Here is a 15,433-nt window from a genome sequence, read left to right as displayed (position 1 = left end):
GGACACCGCGGGCACACGGCACCGAGGCCCGGCTCCCCTGTCGGGGACCCGGGCCTCGGTGGGCGTGCAGAGGTGGTTCTCAGGCGGTGCGGACCGCGTCGGCCTGCGGACCCTTCTCGCCCTGGACGACCTCGAAGGTGACCCGCTGGCCCTCGTCGAGGCTCTTGTACCCGTCCATCTGGATGGCCGAGTAGTGGACGAAGACGTCCTGGCCGCCGTCGACGGCGATGAAGCCGAAGCCCTTCTCGGCGTTGAACCACTTCACGGTGCCCTGTGCCACGTGTGCTCCCACGTTCGTGCGTGCGGACGGACCCCGGGTTCCGGGGGCCGGGTACAGCTCTTCCGCCCGTCGGACACGAACGTGGAACTGACAACCGCGCGAGAACGTACATCAGGGACAGCCAGGTGGGGAGTCACCCCACGCACGACTGCTGCCCGATCGGGGGAGCTGCTCACCCGGACCGGCGCCAGGGACGAGCGTACGCCCCTACCGGATGAGCCCGGCCGCCCGCACCGACCTCAGCGACGGCTCCACGCGGTGCGTGGGGCCGACCACCGGCTCCAGCGGGTCGAGGGTCTTGAGGCCCTCACCGGTGTTGAGGACGACGGTCTCCTTCGTGGGGTCCAGCCGCCCGTCCTCCACCAGTTGCCGCAGCACGGCCACGGTCACCCCGCCCGCGGTCTCGGCGAACACGCCGGTGGTGCGGGCCAGGTCACGGATGCCCTGCACGATCTGCTCGTCGCCGACCCGGCCGACGGCACCGCCGGTGCGCCGGATGGCGTCGAGCGCGTAGGGGCCGTCGGCGGGGTTGCCGATGTTGAGGGACTTGGCGATGCCGGTGGGCTTGACCGGCTTGACGACGTCCCAGCCGTTGTCGAACGCGGTGGCGATCGGGTCGCAGCCGGCCGACTGGGCGCCGAAGACCCGCCACTCGGTGGCCTCGACGATGCCGGCGGCGGCCAGCTCCCGCCAGGCCTTGTCGACCTTGGTCAGCAGCGAACCCGACGCCATCGGGATGACCACCTGGGCCGGGATCCGCCAGCCGAGCTGCTCGGCGATCTCGTAGCCCATCGTCTTGGAGCCCTCGGCGTAGTAGGGCCGCACGTTCTGGTTGACGAAGGCGGTGTCCTCGAACTCGTCGGTCTCGGCGAGCTCGCTGGTCAGCCGGTTGACGTCGTCGTAGGACCCGTCGACGGCGACCAGGGTCTGGCCGTAGACCGCCGACTGCACCACCTTGCCCGGCTCGAGGTCGGCCGGGATGAAGACGTAGGAGGGCAGCCCGACGCGGGCGGCGTGCGCGGCCACCGAGTTGGCCAGGTTGCCGGTGGAGGCGGCGGCGATCTTGGCGTAGCCCAGCCGCCTGGCGGCGGTGGCCGCGAGGCTGACCACGCGGTCCTTGAAGGAGTGGGTGGGGTTGGCCGAGTCGTCCTTGACCCACAGCCCGCCGGTGAGGCCGAGCTCGGCGGCGAGCCGGTCGGCGCGCACCAGCGGCGTCATGCCGGGGTCGAGGGAGACGCGGTCGGCCGGGTCCTGGCCCACGGGCAGCAGGGCGGCGTAGCGCCAGATGTTCTGCGGGCCGGCCTCGATCTGCTCCCGCGTCACCGCGCGCATGCGCTCGGGGTCGTAGTCGACCTCCAGCGGCCCGAAGCACTGGGCGCAGGCGTGCTCGGCGATGAGGCCGAAGGTGGCGCCGCAGTTGCGACAGACCAGGCCACGGGCGGGACTCGGGGCGACGGGGCCGCCGGCAGCGGAGTCGGCCTGGACGGAACCGGGAGCGGTCAGGGTCATGCGACGACTACCTCCTCATCTTCCCCGCGGCGGGCCGTCGAGCCGCGCGGGACGGAATTGGCACCTCTCGCCGCTCGCGCCGCGCGGTTGCCGGGGCTTCACCGGGCCGTGTCCCTCTGCCCCTCTGGATGAGTGGAACGCCCGAGACTCTACCCGGCCTCCGGCACCGCCCCGGCGCCCGGCCATGCTGGTCGGGTGGCTGCGCGCATCGTCTACACCGACCTCGACGGCACGATGGTCGGCCCGCGGGGGTCGTTCTGGCACACCGCCGACGGCGTCCCCACCGCCGAGCCCGCCGCCGCGCTGCTGGAGCTGCACACCGCCGGCGTCGCGCTGGTGATCGTCAGCGGGCGGACCGTCGACCAGGTGACCGAGGCCGGGCGGATCTTCGCCGCCGACGGCGCCATCGCCGAACTGGGCTCGCTGGTCACCTGGAAGGGCGGCCGGGCGCGCCACCAGCTCACCGGCGAGCTGCCCGCCGAGCACGCCGGTCGCACGCCGATGGACGTCATGGCCGGGCTCGGCGTCGTCGAGGCCCTCTGCGCCGCCCACCCCGGCCGGCTGGAGTGGCACGCGCCCTGGCACACCACCCACTCCGGCGACGCGCTGCTGCGCGGCTACGTCGACCCGCTCGCCGTCGACGCGTGGCTGGCCGAGCGGGGGCTGGGCTGGCTGACCCTGAAGGACAACGGCGCGATCCCCGCCTCGGCCCGGCTGCGCCTGGCGCCGGAGGGACAGCTGGCTCGGGTCTACCACCTCATGCCGCGCGGGATCACCAAGGGCGCGGCGATCGCCTGGGACCTCGAGCGCCGCGGGATCGACTCCGCCGACGCGGTCGCGGTCGGCGACAGCGCCAGCGACCTGGAGATGGCGCCCGTCGTCGGCCGGCTGTGGATCACGGCCAACGGCGCCGAGGTCGAGGGCATGGACGACCTGCTGGCCGCCGTCCCCAACGCGACCGTCACGCGCGGGGCGATGGGCGAGGGCTGGGCGCAGGCCATCAGGGCCAGTCTCGGCTCCTCATAGCGACGCTCAAGCTGGCGGCACCTTCTCGAGCGCCATGTAGCGGCGCATGAACCGGTCGAACTGAGGCACTGTGAACTTCGCGAAGCCATAGCGGGGAGTGAAGAGCAGGCCCTTGCTGATGAGGCGCGCACGCAGCGGAGCCACCTGCTCGGAGGTCCGGCCGAGGACGTCCGCGACCTCCGCGGCCTTCTGGGCCTCCGACCCCAACTCCGCCATGGCGCGCATGTACCGCAGCTCTTCCGGGGTCGAGCGCTGCACGCATGCTCGGAAGAAGCTCTCGTCGAGTTCTGCTTCGACGAGATCCTCCGCCGCCCGGGCATCAGCCGCGGTGATCTTCGGCCCCGGGCGAGGTTCCACACCGCACGACCGAACTCCTGGATGAAGTACGGATAGCCCTCCGTGTACGTGATGATGGCCGACACCGCGTCGAGCTCGTACTCGACGCCTTCCAGTCGAGCCGGTTCGGTCAGGGCCTCGGCGGCAGCGCCGATCGGCAGTTCTCCGATCATCGAAAACTTGAAGAGTCGCTCGGCGTACGACTTCGCGTCCCCAGCGAGCCCGGGCAGCTGGGGCAGGCCTGCCCCGGCGAAGGTCACGGGCAGTTGTCGCTGAACCGTCCGGTGCACCGCACCGATCAGAGCCTCCAGCTCGACCTTGCTCAAGAACTGGATCTCGTCGAACAGGAAGACGACGCCACGGCCTTGATCCACCGCCGCCTCACCAACGGCCTCGAAGAGGTCAGCCAAGTCGTCGTTCAAGTTCCCGGTGTCCGCTCGGCCGGCCTGAGCCTCGACATCCAGACCTGCTGTCAGCGTCCCGTCTGGCTGGACCGTCAGGGAGAAGGACTTGACGACAGCAGCAGCTCTACGCCCTCTCTCGGACCAACGAGCCTTGGGCGAGATGGACAGCAAGGCACGCCGCGCCAAGTTGGCGATCTGAGGTCCGAAGGACGCGTTCTTCGAGACCTCGGCGTCGACAGCGACCCAATCCTCTTCGGCCGCGATGCGTTGGTACTGACCGAGCAGCACCGTCTTCCCGACGCCGCGCAGACCGGTGATGACCAGCGACTGCTCCGTATAGCCGCGCCCGAGTCGCCGGAGGAGTGTCCTGAAGTCGTCAACTTCCGTACGGCGACCAGCCAAGTAGCGGGGCGGCGCCCCGGCGTTAAGGCGTGTAGGGGTTGTTGGCTCGATCCACCGACCCTCCAACTTTACAAGTTTAAGCTACTTTAACAGTGCAGCGTAAAATCCGCTAAAGCTGTCAAGAAGCGACGGTGCACAGTGGTCAGCTGGTGACGTCGCGCCGGGCGAAGTGGCGGAAGCCCAGGGCGGTGAACACCGCGGCGTAGACCAGCGACTGGACGACGCCGCGGAAGAGGTCGGAGGAGTCGACCGGCGTCTGCAGCAGGTCGGTCCAGGCGAACTCCTCCGCCGTCGGGAACCAGTCGCGCAGGGACCCGAGCTGCTCGACCTGGTCGAGGATCGCGAACACGAACATCGTGAACACCGCCCCGCCGACGGCGGCCAGCGGCGCGTCGGTGATCGTCGACAGCCAGAACGCCAGCGTGCCGACGACGAGCAGGTGGACGGCGAGGTAGCCGAGCATCCCGGCCAGCCGCAGCAGCCCCTCCCCCTGCGGCAGGGTCACCCCGATCGGCGTCTGGATCTCGGCGAACCCGAACGCGATGCCGCCGGCCACCACCGCGACGACCGCCAGGGTGAGCAGCGCGGCCACCGACAGCACCAGCGCGGCGGCGAACTTCTGCCGCAGCAGCCGGCTCCGCGGCACCGGGGTGGCCAGCGTGTAGCGCAGCGACCCCCACTGCGCCTCGCTGGCGACGGTGTCGCCGAAGAACAGCGCGTAGACCACGACGAGGAAGAAGCCCGTCGTCGCGAACAGCACGAACAGCGTGAAGTTCAGGCCGCTGGCGGTGGCGACGTCGACGAGGTTGATCCGGCTGTTGGTCTGCGCCTCCTCGCTGGCGCCCAGCTGCAGCGCGGCGATGAGCACCAGCGGCAGGGCGACCATCAGCGCGAACACGCCGATGGTGCGCCGCCGCTTGAACTGCCGGCGCAGCTCGACCGACAGCCGCAGCGTCCGCTCGGGCCGGTAGCCGGCGACCGCGCCGGTGGGCTGGACGTGCTGTGTCATGGCTCGACTCCGGCCTCGGTCCGCTCCTCGCTCGCTGGCGCTCGCTGCGATGCTCCCGCGGCCGTCGTTCTCGTGGTCGACGGTCACGACTCCCCCACGAGGGCCAGGAACGCGTCCTCCAGGCGGCGGCGCGGCGTGAACTGGTCGACGGCGACATCGGCGGCGACCAGCGCCTGCAGCGCCGCCGCGCGCGACATCCGGTCGCCGAGGTCGGCGACCAGGCCCTCGTCGGTGCGCTCGACGGACACGCCGGGCAGGCCGGAGAGGACGGCGGCCGCCCGGTCGGCGTCGTCGTCGGCGGCGAGGCCCACGAGCACCGACCCGCCGGTGCCGACGATCTCCTCGACCGTGCCCTGCGCGATCTTCTGCCCCTTGGCCATCACCACGACGTGCGTGCAGGTCTGCTCGATCTCGCTGAGCAGGTGGCTGGAGACGATGACCGTGCGGCCGGTGGCGGCGTAGGAGCGCAGCACCTCGCGCATCGCGTGGATCTGCGGCGGGTCCAGCCCGTTGGTCGGCTCGTCGAGCACCAGCAGGTCGGGCAGGCCCAGCATCGCCTGCGCGATCGCCACCCGCTGGCGCATGCCCTGGCTGTAGCGGCGCACCGGGCGGTCGATGGCCGCACCCAGGCCGGCGACCTCGATCGCCTCGTCCATGTGCGCGTCGGCGGCCGGGCGGCCGGTGGCGGCCCAGTACAGGGTGAGGTTGTCGCGGCCGGACAGGTGCGGCATCAGCCCGGTGCCCTCGACGAAGGAGCCCAGCCGCGAGAGCACCGGCGCGCCGGGCCCGGCGGCGTGGCCGAAGACGCTGATCCGCCCCTCGGTCGGGCGGATGAGGCCCATGAGCATGCGCAGCGAGGTCGTCTTGCCCGCGCCGTTGGGGCCGAGCAGGCCCAGCACCTGCCCGCGCCGCACCTCGAAGGACAGGTCGCGGACGGCGACGAAGCCGTCCTTGTAGGCCTTGGTCACGCCCTCGAAGCGCAGCGGCACGTCCTCGCCGTCGGGCTCGACCGCGCTGGTCACCCGGCGCCGCCGGCGGCCCCACAGCCACCCGGCCAGCACGCCGAGCAGGCCGAGCGCGACGACCGCGCCGAGCAGCCACCACCAGCGCGAGGTGCCGCCCTCGTCCCGGGCCTGGCCGGCCACGGTGGGGACGGCGAGCGTCGCGCCGCCGTCGCCCGCCCCGGCGAGGGCGACCGAGTAGACCGTCGCCTCGGCCGGCAGGGCGAAGGCCTGGTCGGTCGAGGAGACGACGAGGCGCATCGTGTGGCCGGCCTCGAAGCGGTGCACGATCCCCGGCAGCGTGACGGCGACCTCGGTCGGCGCGGCCGGGTCGGCCGACAGTCCGGTCAGCGCGAGGGGTGCGACGACGCCACCGGGGAGGGTCTGCGCACCGTCGGGGCCGACGTCGTAGAGCTTGGCGAAGAGGGTGGCGCTGCCGCTGGGCGAGGCGACGGCGAGGTCCACCGTGGCGGCGCCGACGACCTCGACGGCGTCGTCGAGCGGCTGGCTGGAGAACGCGGCGAACTGGCCGGGGATCTCCACCGCGGTGCCGCCGAGCGCCGAGGCCAGCGAGCCGAGCCCGGGCACGGTCGTGATGGCGGCGGGGGTGCCGCCGGCCGGGGTGACGACCGGCTGGGTCGCGCCGTCGAGGACGACGTCGGTCCGCTCGGCCGGGTCGCCGCCGTCCAGGCCGGGGTAGGCGGCGGCGACCACGCTCTGCGTGCCGCCCTGGACGCTGCCCAGGCCGCTGCCCAGCCCGGTCGGCGCGGGGAACTCGAAGCCGGTGCCCGGGTGCTCGCCGCGGGCGGGGTCGCCCTCGTCGCGCAGGTGCCGGTCGAACCAGCCGGCCACCAGGTCGCGCAGGTCGGCGGTCTCCCGCTCCGAGGCCTGCGAGTCGTGGCCCCCGGCGTACCAGACGACCTCCACCGGCGTGCCGTTCGCGTCGATCCCGCGGGCGTTCGCGTCGGCCTGGCCGAGGCCGAACAGCGAGTCCTCGGTGCCCTGCACCAGCAGCGTGGGCGCGGTGATCCGGTCGAGCACGGCGGCGGGGCTGCTGCGGTCGAGGACGGCGGCGATCTCCGGCGTCAGCGTCCCGGTGGCCGCGGCGTCCTGGTAGGCGGCGCAGATGTCGGCGCGGAACCGGCCGCAGGTGAGCGCCTGCTCGACCACGGCCGGGTCGACGGCGGCGGGGTCGACCGAGGAGGGGTCGAACGGCAGCGCGGCGCCGGCGGAGGCGCCGGCGCCGTCGGCGCCGCCGCCGAGGGCGTCGAGCAGCCCGCCGGTGGGCGCCGAGCCGACGCCGAAGAAGAGCCCGGCCCACAGCCGCTTGTAGACGCCGGCCCCGGCGGTCTGCGGCGTGGCGGCCGGGGTGGCGGCGTCGACGGTGCCGGTCTGGGAGGGGAAGAGCGCCGCGGTCAGCGAGTTCCAGGTGATCTGCGGGGCGATGGCGTCGATGCGGTCGTCGTAGGCGGCGCCGAGCAGCGACAGCGCTCCGCCGTAGGAGGCGCCGGCGACGCCCACCCGCGGATCGCCCTCGCCGTCGAGCAGGACGTCGTCGCGCGCGGCGAGGACGTCGAGCAGCGTGGACAGGTCGGCGACCTCGTAGCGCGGGTCGTCGAGGCCGATCTGCCCGGTGCTCGCGCCGAACCCGCGGGCGGAGTAGGTCATCACCACGTAGCCGCGCCCGGCCAGGTCGCGCGCGTCGTCGGCCACCGACTGCTTGCTGCCGCCGAAGCCGTGGGCGAGCACGACCGCGGGGGCCGGCGCGTCCGCGGTCGCCGACGCCGGCCGGTACAGGGTGGTGTCGAGCTCGACGGCGTCGGCACCGGAGCCGGAGGGGACGCGGGCGTCCTCGGTGGACACGTCCTCGGCCGCGACCGCGGGTGCGGGCAGCGAGACGAGCGCCGTGCCCGCGAGGAGCAGGGCGACGAGGACACCGAGGGCGGCACGGGTGCTCGAGCGCGGGCGGAGACGCACGGGCCCGCGGACGGGAGGCACGCTGCGGCCAACGGACGGCGCCGCACCGGTGTTCCGGGACGGGACGCGACGGACTCGGGTCAGGGCTGCCACTCGGCGGTGAGGACGACGACCAGGCCCGGATCGGCCTCGCCGGGGACCTCGAAGAAGCGCACGGTGGGCCCGACGGTGATCCCGGGGAACGCCTCCATCAACTGCAGGGCCGACTGGCGCTGGGACTCGTTGCCCGCGGTGAAGAAGACGGTGGTCGTCGCGATCTCGCTGCCCTGGTACTCGCCGACGCCGGCCGCCGTCCACCCCTGGGCGGCGAAGGCGGCGGAGGCGTCGCCGGCCAACCCGCCGACGTCGGTGGCGTTGAGCACGGTCACCGGCACCCGCACCGGCGTGGTCGGCGCCTGCTCCACCGGCGGCAGCGGGACGGCCGACAGCGGCGGCAGCGGGCCGGAGGTGGGCGCCACGGACGCCGAGGCGGTCGGCTCCGCGGGCGAGGCGGCGCCGCTCTCCTGCGCGGCCGGTGACGTGAAGCTGTAGACGCCGAGCACGACCAGTGCGACCACCACGACGACGAGCAGGCCGACCACGGACCGCCGGCGCGAGTGACCGCCCTCGTCGTCGTCCCCGCGCAGCGCCGACGGGGAGACGCCGGCCCGGCGCGCGGCCCGGCGGCGCTCGACCTCCATCGCCTGCCGCTCGGCGCGCGACGCCGCCCGGCTCCCGACCACACCGGTCGACGGTCCGGTCGAGGGCCCGGTCGACGGTCCCGTGGAGGGTCCGGTCGGCGGCCCGGCGCCGGGCTCGTCGCGGCGGTCGCGGGCCCGGCGCCGGTCGGCGACCTCGCGGTCGGGGATGGCCTCGGTGAGCGGCGCCGGGGGCGGGGCGTCGGTGCGGTCGCGGACCACGTCGCGGTCGGGGATGGCCTCGGTGGCCGGGGCGGCCGCCCGGGCGCGGGAGACCTCCCGGTCGGGGATGGCCTCGGTGAGCGGGGCCGCGGCAGGGGCGGCGGCACCGGGGCCCGACGGGCGGGTCCAGTCGCGGTAGGCCGACGCACCGCCGGCCGGCGCCGTGGCGGCCGGTGCGGCACCGGGGGCCGGCGACGGGGACGGGGACGGAGCTGCGGCGGGGCCCCGGCTGCCGGCCGCGGCCGGGCGGATGTCCTCGGGTGCGGGGCGGGCGGGCGCCCGGCGCGGGGACTCGGCCGGCGCGGGACGCGCCGGGGACGCCGTCCGGCCGCGCGCGGCGGGCCGGGCGGGCTGGTCCCACGGGTCCAGGACGGGGGTCGCGGGCTCGGGCGCGTCGGCCTGGGGCGTGGGGACCGCCTGGAAGGGCGCCATGGTGGTCTCGAGCACCGTGGGACGGGCGGGTGGCTCGGGTGCCGGGCCGGCGGCTGCGCCGGCCGGTGGGGCGGGCAGCCGCGGCCGCGTGAGCGGCGCGGGCTCCAGCGGGCGCGACCGCGCGGCCGGCCGCGCGGGTACCGGCTGGGCGGCCGGCCGCGCCGGCGCCGGCTGGGCGGCCGGCCGCGCCGGCGCCGGCTGGGCGACCGGCCGCGCGGGCGCCGGCTGGGCGACGGGCCGCGCGGGGGCCGGCTGGGCGACCGGTCGGGCGGGTGCCGGTTGTGCGGGGCGCGCAGGTGCCGGTTGTGCGGACGGGCGGCCGGTAAGGGGGCGGCGCCGGTCGCCGTCGCCCCCCAGCAGGGCGTCGCGCCGGCGGTCGGCGCGGCTGCGGCCGGGGGTCGTGGGGTGCTCGCTCAGGTCGGCCGGCTGCGGCGCCGCGGCCGGCGGGGCGCCGCGAGGGGCGGCGGGCCCAGCAGGACCGGGGACGGACGTGTCACCCCCGGGGGGCGGGACGTCGGTACGGCGCCGGCCACCGGCCGCCGGGGCGGCCGGCCGGTCCGTTTGGTCACTACCTGGCGCCGCATGCCTGCCCACAGTGACCAAATCTAGAGGGCGGAGGAGTCCTTGCCCAGCAGGTGAGGCGAACGCCGCTGTCTGCGGGCGGTGCGCAACCGGCGCAGCCGGCGCACCAGCAGGGGGTCGGCGGCGAGCGCGGCAGGCCGGTCGACCAGGGCGTTCAGTACCTGGTAGTACCGCGTCGGGGGGACGCCGAACCGCTCGCGGATCGCCGTCTCCTTCGCTCCGGCGTGGCGCCACCACTGCCGTTCGAAGGCCAGCATCTCGTGCTCGCGCCGGGTCAGGCCCGCGGGGTGCGCGGGGCCCTCGCTCGACGCCGCGTCCTCCTGCGGGGGGACCGCGGGGTCGGGGTCGGAGGTCATGGCCGGGGACGTCCGTTCGATCGGGGGGAAGCCGTCACCGACAACGGTAGGCCCGGGTGCCGACACTGCGCGGCGCGCCGTGCACGGGCTCGTCCGATCCGTGATCACCGAGCGCGGTCAGGCGGCGGCGGGCACCTGCTCGGCCGCCCGGCGCCCGGCCGCACGGGCCGACCGCAGGCTGTCGACGGTGAAGACGACCAGCGCGGCCCAGACGATGGCGAAACCGGCCAGCCGGGCCGGCGGCATCGGCTCGGAGAAGACGAAGACGCCGATGGCCAGCTGCATCAGCGGGGTCAGGTACTGCAGCAGCCCCACGGTCGACAGGGGGATGCGCCGGGCGGCCGCGGCGAACAGCAGCAGGGGCACCGCCGTGGCGATCCCCGAGCTCAGGAGCAGCAGCAGGTGCCCGGTGCCGGCGGTGCCCGCCGTCCCCCGGCCGGTGGCGTGCAGCACGGCGAGGACGGCGAGCGCGGGCACCACCACGACCGCCGTCTCGACCAGCAGACCCGGCGCCGCCTCGACGCGGACGAGCTTCTTGAGCAGGCCGTAGCTGCCGAACGTGGCGGCCAGCGTGAGGGCGATCCACGGCGGCCGGCCGTAGTCGACGGTGAGGACGCCGACGGCGACCGTCGCCAGCCCCACCGCCGTCCACTGCAGGGGACGCAGCCGCTCGGCGAAGACCACGACGCCGAGCAGGACGCTGACCAGCGGGTTGATGAAGTAGCCGAGCGAGGTCTCGACGACGTGACCGGAGTTGACGCCGTAGACGAAGACCAGCCAGTTGGCCGCGATGAGCACCGACGCGCCGGCCAGCACGAGCATCGTGCGGGCGTCGGTGACCGCGGCGCGGACCAGCGACCAGCGGCGCAGCACGGTGACCAGCAGGGAGATGAACAGCAGCGACCAGACGACGCGGTGGGCGACGATCTCCAGGCCGCCGGCCGGCTCGAGCAGCGGGAAGTACAGCGGGAAGACGCCCCACAGACCGTAGGCGGACAGGCCCGCCGCCGTCCCCAGCCGCCGCTCGTCCACGGCGGGCACCGTACGCCTGCCCTGGTGCGGGCCCCGCCGCGAGCGGGCCGGGGCGTCCTCGCCTAACCGGTCTGGATGTAGTCGACCAGGTGGGCGCGCTCGTCCTCGAGCTCGTCGAGGCGGGCCTTGACGACGTCGCCGATCGAGACGATGCCGAGCAGCCGGCCGTCCTCCACGACGGGCACGTGGCGCACCCGGTGCTCGGTCATCAGGCGGGCCAGGTCGTGGACCGAGGCGGTGCGCACGCAGGTGCGGACCTCCGCGGTCATCAGCGCCGACACCGGCCCGTCGAGCACGCCGGGCCCGGAGGCGTGCAGCCCGCGGACCACGTCGCGCTCGGAGAGGATCCCGTCGACGACGCCGGGGGCACCGGAGACGACGAGCGCGCCGATGCCGCGCTCGACGAGCAGGGACAGTGCCGCGCGGACCGGAGCACCGGGCGCGACCGTGACGACCTGCGGGCCCTTGCGACGCAGCAGCTGGGCGATCTGCACGGGAGCCCTCCCTCCCTCGGCGTCCGGCAGTGTCCACCCGCACGCGCCCGGCGGGCAACGGATTCCGGCGCGCCGCGCGTCCCGGCCGTGCGGGCTCGTGGACCCCTCCCCCGGGTGGCGCGGGCGGCCTACCGTCGTGGTGTGCGAACCGAGCACGCGGCCCGTCCCACCCGCCCCGGCCCGTGGCAGTGGCTGCGCTATGCCTTCGGCGGCGGCCTGCCCCGGGCCCTGTGGCCCTGGGTGCTCGCCGACACCACCCGTCCCGGCTGGGTGCGCCGTCACCTGGCCCGCTCCCTGGTGCAGCTGTCGCCGCTCGTGGCGCTGTGCCTGTTCGCCGTCCCGGTGGCGGTCGCCTACCGGCTCACCGCCGCGCTGGGCGGCCTGCTCGTGGGCCTCGTGTACTCGATGGCGTTCATGGTGGAGACGACCGAGCACCGTGTCGCCAAGGCCGGCTACCCCGCCGGCACCGCGGCCCGGGTGCGCGAGGAGCGGGCCGAGGCGGCGCGGGCGACGCGCGTCGAACAGCGCTTCCCCTACCGCGTGGGCGGAGCCGGCAGCTTCGACTGAGCCCGGTCACCGCACCAGCGCGGTCAGGACGGGGACGGCTGCGTCCCGGAACGCCGGTGTCACCCGCCCGTCCTCGCCGAGCAGCTGCAGGAGGCCGGCGGCCTCGTTGCCGAGCTCGAAGACCGGCAGCGCCCGCATGCTCCGCAGCGACGCCAGGACCTCCTCCGCGGCAGGACCGACGGCGTCCGGGTCCTCCTCGGCCCGGGCGACGAGGTCGACCAGTGCCTGCTGGGGCGCCGGGTCGGCCAGCTCCAGCAACGTGGGGACCACCGCCCTCTCGACCATCTCCGTCAGCCGCCCCTGCTCGGCGCCTGCGGTCACCGCCTGCAGCAACGCGCCGGCACGAGCGGTCGTCTGGTCGGCGGGCACGCGGTGGTCGAGGGCGAACATCTGGTCGAAGAGCTCCGGTCCGCCCGACCCGGCGGCGAGCGGGTCCACCTCCAGCATCGCCACCAGGTCGACCAGCCGGTCGGGCCGGACGACGTCGTCGAGGACCTGCCGGACCCGCTGCCCCACACCTGCGTCCAGCTCGCCGGCCAGCACGGCGTCGGCGACCGCGACGTCCGCAGTGATCGCAGCGGAGCGGCGGAAGCCCCCGCCGAGGGTCTCGATCCGCCGGAGGTCCTCGAGCACGTCGGCGGCCCGCGGTCCCACGGCGTCCGGCGTGCGCGCCGCCGCCTCGGCGAGGGCCGGGATGGTCAGGCCCAGCCGCTCGACGGGCGTGGTGGCGGTGGCGGGCAACGGTGGCAGGAGGGACGTCCCGTCCGGGACGGGAGCGCCCCCGGCCGGCGGCGACGCCTGGTCCGTCCGCGCGGGCGGATCCGCGACGGCGCCGGGGGACGGGTCCTGACCGGTCCTGACGAGGGCGAGGGCCGCGCCGAGGAGGACGGCGGCCAGCAGGCCGGCCAGGAGCGCCACCGTCGTCCGGCGACGCCGTCGTGCGGGACGACGGTGCCTGGCGTGGCCGGCGCCGGAGGGAGCAGCCGCTCGCGTGGCCCGCGGCTCCAGCGCGTCGTCCGGGGCCACGTCCCCGAGATACCCGTGGTCGGCAACGGATACGCAGCCACCACGGACCTCCACCAGGTCGTCGGGTGCAGACGACCAGGCCGCCCGTCCGGAGGGACGAGCCGACGGGGGGACTCGAACCCCCAACCGCCCGATTACCTGGTCGCCCTTGACCGCAGCACACCGTCACATACCGAACTAACCTTTGACGTGCAGGTTCATGGCCGCCCTGGCGTTCGTGTCGTACCGTGACGAGCCACTGAAGGCCGCTTTATTTCAGGGGTAAATCATGGGCAGACCCGGTCTGGCGCTCGGCACGGCAGGCAAAATCCGCGTGCACGCGACGCCGTCGGGGCATCGCGCCGTCGCCTGGTACCGGGACTACGACGGCAAGTGCCGACAGGTCCAGCGCCAGGCCAAGACGAAGGCCGCCGCGGAGGCAGCGCTCCGGCTTGCCCTCCGCGACCGGGCCCGGTTCAACGTCGACGGGGACATCAGTCCAAACACGCGCGTCGACGTGCTGGCCGAGGCGTGGTTCGCCGCCTTGGAGAACCTCAGCCCCACGACGATGCAGGCCTACCGCAACCGGCTCGACCAGCAGGTCCTCCCCGGCCTGGGCAACCTGCGGGTACGAGAACTCAGCATCGGCAACATCGACAGGCATCTGCGCCTCGTCTCCGACAAGCACGGCCCGGCCGTGGCGAAGATGACCAAGAGCGTCCTGAGCGGTGTCTGCGGTCTGGCGGCCCGTCACGACGCGCTAGACCGCAACCCCGTCCGGGACACCGGCAGTCTCAAGGCCTCGACCGCGAAGGCGCCGAAGGCGCTCGCTGCCGACGAGGCCCGCAAGCTCCTCGCACAGCTCGACGCCGACGAGACCGCCCACAGGCGGGACGTGCCGGACCTGGTGGCGTTTATGCTCGCCAGCGGCTGTCGCATCGGCGAGGCTGCAGCCGTGACCTGGGGCGACCTCGACCTCGACGCCGGCACCGTGGACGTCAGGGCGACGATCGTCCGGGTGACCGGGCAGGGGCTCATTCGCAAGAGCAACAAGACCGCCTCGGGCGCCCGCACGCTGCTCCTCCCGTCCTGGTGCGTCGAGAAGTTGCGGAGCAGAGCTGCCCGTCCGAGCGCCTCGGACGAGGGTGCAGGAGCAGAGACGCCGGTGTTCCCCGCGCCGCTCGGTGGCTGGCGCGACCCCTCCAACACGCAGGCCGACCTGCGAGCCGCCTTCGACGTTGCCGGCTTCGAGCACGTCACCAGCCACGTCCTGCGCAAGACGACGGCGACGCTGCTCGATGAGGCAGGCCTATCCGCGCGCGCCATCGCCGATCAGCTCGGCCACGCCAACCCGAGCCTCACCCAGGACGTCTACCTCGGTCGCCAGGTCGCCTCCACCGGCGCCGCAGCGGCACTCGAAGCCCTGCGCCCTGCGGCAGCTCCTACGCAGAGGCCGGACAGCTGTCGAGGCTGACAAACTGAGCACTGGACCGGTCCCCCCGCAGAATGGGCCGGACCCATGCGCTGGGAGGGGACGTACGCAAGCCGTCAGGTCGGGCGGTCCCCGCTCAGCGGAGTACGACCTCCGCTCTGGGGGATTTGAAGGTGAAGCAGCCTCCGCACAGGAGGCCCTGCAGTTTGCGGTTCTTCTCCGGTACTGCTCCTGGTTGCGCCGTCCGAAGCGAACAAACCACCCTCCGGCGCCCTAGCCGAAGGACCGTGGTCGGTGCCGAGGGACAGGAGGTGGACAAGAGGCCGTTCGAGCACCGTTCTTCCATGCATTCCCGATCCGAGGTCGACGGGACCTCCGGCATCGCCTACGCGGGCGAGCTGTTGACCCCTGGCCAGGCCGGCGAGTACCTGTGCACCGGTGAGCGGTTCGTCCGCCGCCTCATCGCCGAGCGCCGCATCGACTACATCAAGCTCGGCAAACACGTCCGCGTGCAGCGGTCAGTCCTAGACAGTTTCATTCAGGCTGGCCAAGTCACCCGTCGTCCCTGACAACCCGTCAGGGACGACGCGCCGCCTGATCACCGACGGTGACGCCACGACGTCGGATGCCGGCCCGGCCGGTGGAGTGGTCGATCACGCCGAGCACCCTGGTCGGCGCGGTGCACGCCGG

14 protein-coding genes, 1 pseudogene and 1 riboswitch are annotated in these 15,433 nt (G+C 74.4%); of the genes and pseudogenes, 4 read left to right on the top strand and 11 right to left on the bottom strand.

The features are described 5' to 3' along the window. Positions 1-79: 79 nt before the first annotated feature. Both ACWIZO_RS10405 and thrC read right to left on the bottom strand, forming a co-directional pair. Positions 80-280, bottom strand: a complete 201-nt coding sequence (locus ACWIZO_RS10405; protein ID WP_091109274.1) for a cold-shock protein — start codon at positions 278-280, stop codon at positions 80-82. Positions 281-487: 207 nt separating this feature from the next. Further along, complete coding sequence (thrC, locus tag ACWIZO_RS10400) at positions 488-1,789, bottom strand: threonine synthase (protein WP_448642382.1); 1,302 nt, start codon at positions 1,787-1,789, stop codon at positions 488-490. Positions 1,790-1,801: 12 nt separating this feature from the next. Continuing rightward, positions 1,802-1,924: riboswitch (SAM riboswitch) on the bottom strand. Positions 1,925-1,984: 60 nt separating this feature from the next. On the opposite strand from thrC, the gene ACWIZO_RS10395 reads away from it, so the two are divergent. Further along, positions 1,985-2,815, top strand: coding sequence for an HAD family hydrolase (locus ACWIZO_RS10395; RefSeq protein ID WP_448642381.1), 831 nt, complete (start codon positions 1,985-1,987; stop codon positions 2,813-2,815). 6 nt (positions 2,816-2,821) lie between these two features. On the opposite strand, the gene ACWIZO_RS10390 is transcribed toward ACWIZO_RS10395, so the two are convergent. The 8 genes and pseudogenes from ACWIZO_RS10390 to ACWIZO_RS10355 form a co-directional block, all read right to left on the bottom strand. Continuing rightward, positions 2,822-3,172: a hypothetical protein gene (locus tag ACWIZO_RS10390; RefSeq protein ID WP_448643025.1), complete on the bottom strand. Its 351-nt coding sequence runs from the start codon at positions 3,170-3,172 to the stop codon at positions 2,822-2,824. Positions 3,173-3,456: 284 nt separating this feature from the next. Beyond that, positions 3,457-3,957 (bottom strand): annotated as a pseudogene (locus ACWIZO_RS10385) (ATP-binding protein); the annotation flags it as partial. Between the two features lie 142 nt (positions 3,958-4,099). Beyond that, the gene (locus ACWIZO_RS10380) at positions 4,100-4,966 is read right to left on the bottom strand and encodes an ABC transporter permease (RefSeq protein ID WP_448642380.1); all 867 of its coding nucleotides are present in this window, start codon (positions 4,964-4,966) and stop codon (positions 4,100-4,102) included. An 83-nt stretch (positions 4,967-5,049) separates the two neighbouring features. Continuing rightward, positions 5,050-7,944: an alpha/beta fold hydrolase gene (locus ACWIZO_RS10375; protein ID WP_448642379.1), complete on the bottom strand. Its 2,895-nt coding sequence runs from the start codon at positions 7,942-7,944 to the stop codon at positions 5,050-5,052. 80 nt (positions 7,945-8,024) lie between these two features. Continuing rightward, a complete protein-coding gene (locus tag ACWIZO_RS10370; protein ID WP_448642378.1) occupies positions 8,025-9,290 on the bottom strand; it encodes a LytR C-terminal domain-containing protein in 1,266 nt (421 codons plus the stop codon). Between the two features lie 590 nt (positions 9,291-9,880). Next, on the bottom strand, positions 9,881-10,213 hold the full coding sequence (locus ACWIZO_RS10365) for a DUF3263 domain-containing protein (protein WP_448642377.1): 333 nt from the start codon (positions 10,211-10,213) through the stop codon (positions 9,881-9,883). Between the two features lie 117 nt (positions 10,214-10,330). Further along, a complete protein-coding gene (gene rarD, locus ACWIZO_RS10360) occupies positions 10,331-11,245 on the bottom strand; it encodes an EamA family transporter RarD (protein ID WP_448642376.1) in 915 nt (304 codons plus the stop codon). Positions 11,246-11,307: 62 nt separating this feature from the next. Next, on the bottom strand, positions 11,308-11,739 hold the full coding sequence (locus tag ACWIZO_RS10355; protein WP_448642375.1) for a CBS domain-containing protein: 432 nt from the start codon (positions 11,737-11,739) through the stop codon (positions 11,308-11,310). 141 nt (positions 11,740-11,880) lie between these two features. Here ACWIZO_RS10355 and ACWIZO_RS10350 point away from each other — a divergent pair, with 141 nt between their 5' ends. Next, entirely contained in the window at positions 11,881-12,306 is a 426-nt protein-coding gene (locus ACWIZO_RS10350) for a DUF5313 family protein (protein ID WP_448642374.1), read from the top strand. A gap of 6 nt (positions 12,307-12,312) precedes the next feature. Here ACWIZO_RS10350 and ACWIZO_RS10345 read toward each other — a convergent pair whose 3' ends face one another. Beyond that, complete coding sequence (locus ACWIZO_RS10345) at positions 12,313-13,224, bottom strand: hypothetical protein (protein ID WP_448642373.1); 912 nt, start codon at positions 13,222-13,224, stop codon at positions 12,313-12,315. A gap of 376 nt (positions 13,225-13,600) precedes the next feature. Here ACWIZO_RS10345 and ACWIZO_RS10340 point away from each other — a divergent pair, with 376 nt between their 5' ends. Both ACWIZO_RS10340 and ACWIZO_RS10335 read left to right on the top strand, forming a co-directional pair. Then, positions 13,601-14,785: a site-specific integrase gene (locus ACWIZO_RS10340; protein WP_448642372.1), complete on the top strand. Its 1,185-nt coding sequence runs from the start codon at positions 13,601-13,603 to the stop codon at positions 14,783-14,785. Between the two features lie 245 nt (positions 14,786-15,030). Next, on the top strand, positions 15,031-15,312 hold the full coding sequence (locus ACWIZO_RS10335) for an excisionase family DNA-binding protein (RefSeq protein ID WP_448642371.1): 282 nt from the start codon (positions 15,031-15,033) through the stop codon (positions 15,310-15,312). The last annotated feature ends 121 nt before the right edge of the window (positions 15,313-15,433 follow it).

The organism is Geodermatophilus sp. URMC 63 (assembly GCF_053502565.1).
This window is presented reverse-complemented; position numbering and strand designations above follow the sequence as displayed.

Coding starts and splice junctions, on each gene's coding strand:
- ACWIZO_RS10365 (WP_448642377.1), bottom strand. CDS start 10,213: ATGACCTCCGACCCCGACCCCGCGGTCCCCCCGCAGGAGGACGCGGCG.
- ACWIZO_RS10380 (WP_448642380.1), bottom strand. CDS start 4,966: ATGACACAGCACGTCCAGCCCACCGGCGCGGTCGCCGGCTACCGGCCC.
- ACWIZO_RS10340 (WP_448642372.1), top strand. CDS start 13,601: ATGGGCAGACCCGGTCTGGCGCTCGGCACGGCAGGCAAAATCCGCGTG.
- thrC (WP_448642382.1), bottom strand. CDS start 1,789: ATGACCCTGACCGCTCCCGGTTCCGTCCAGGCCGACTCCGCTGCCGGC.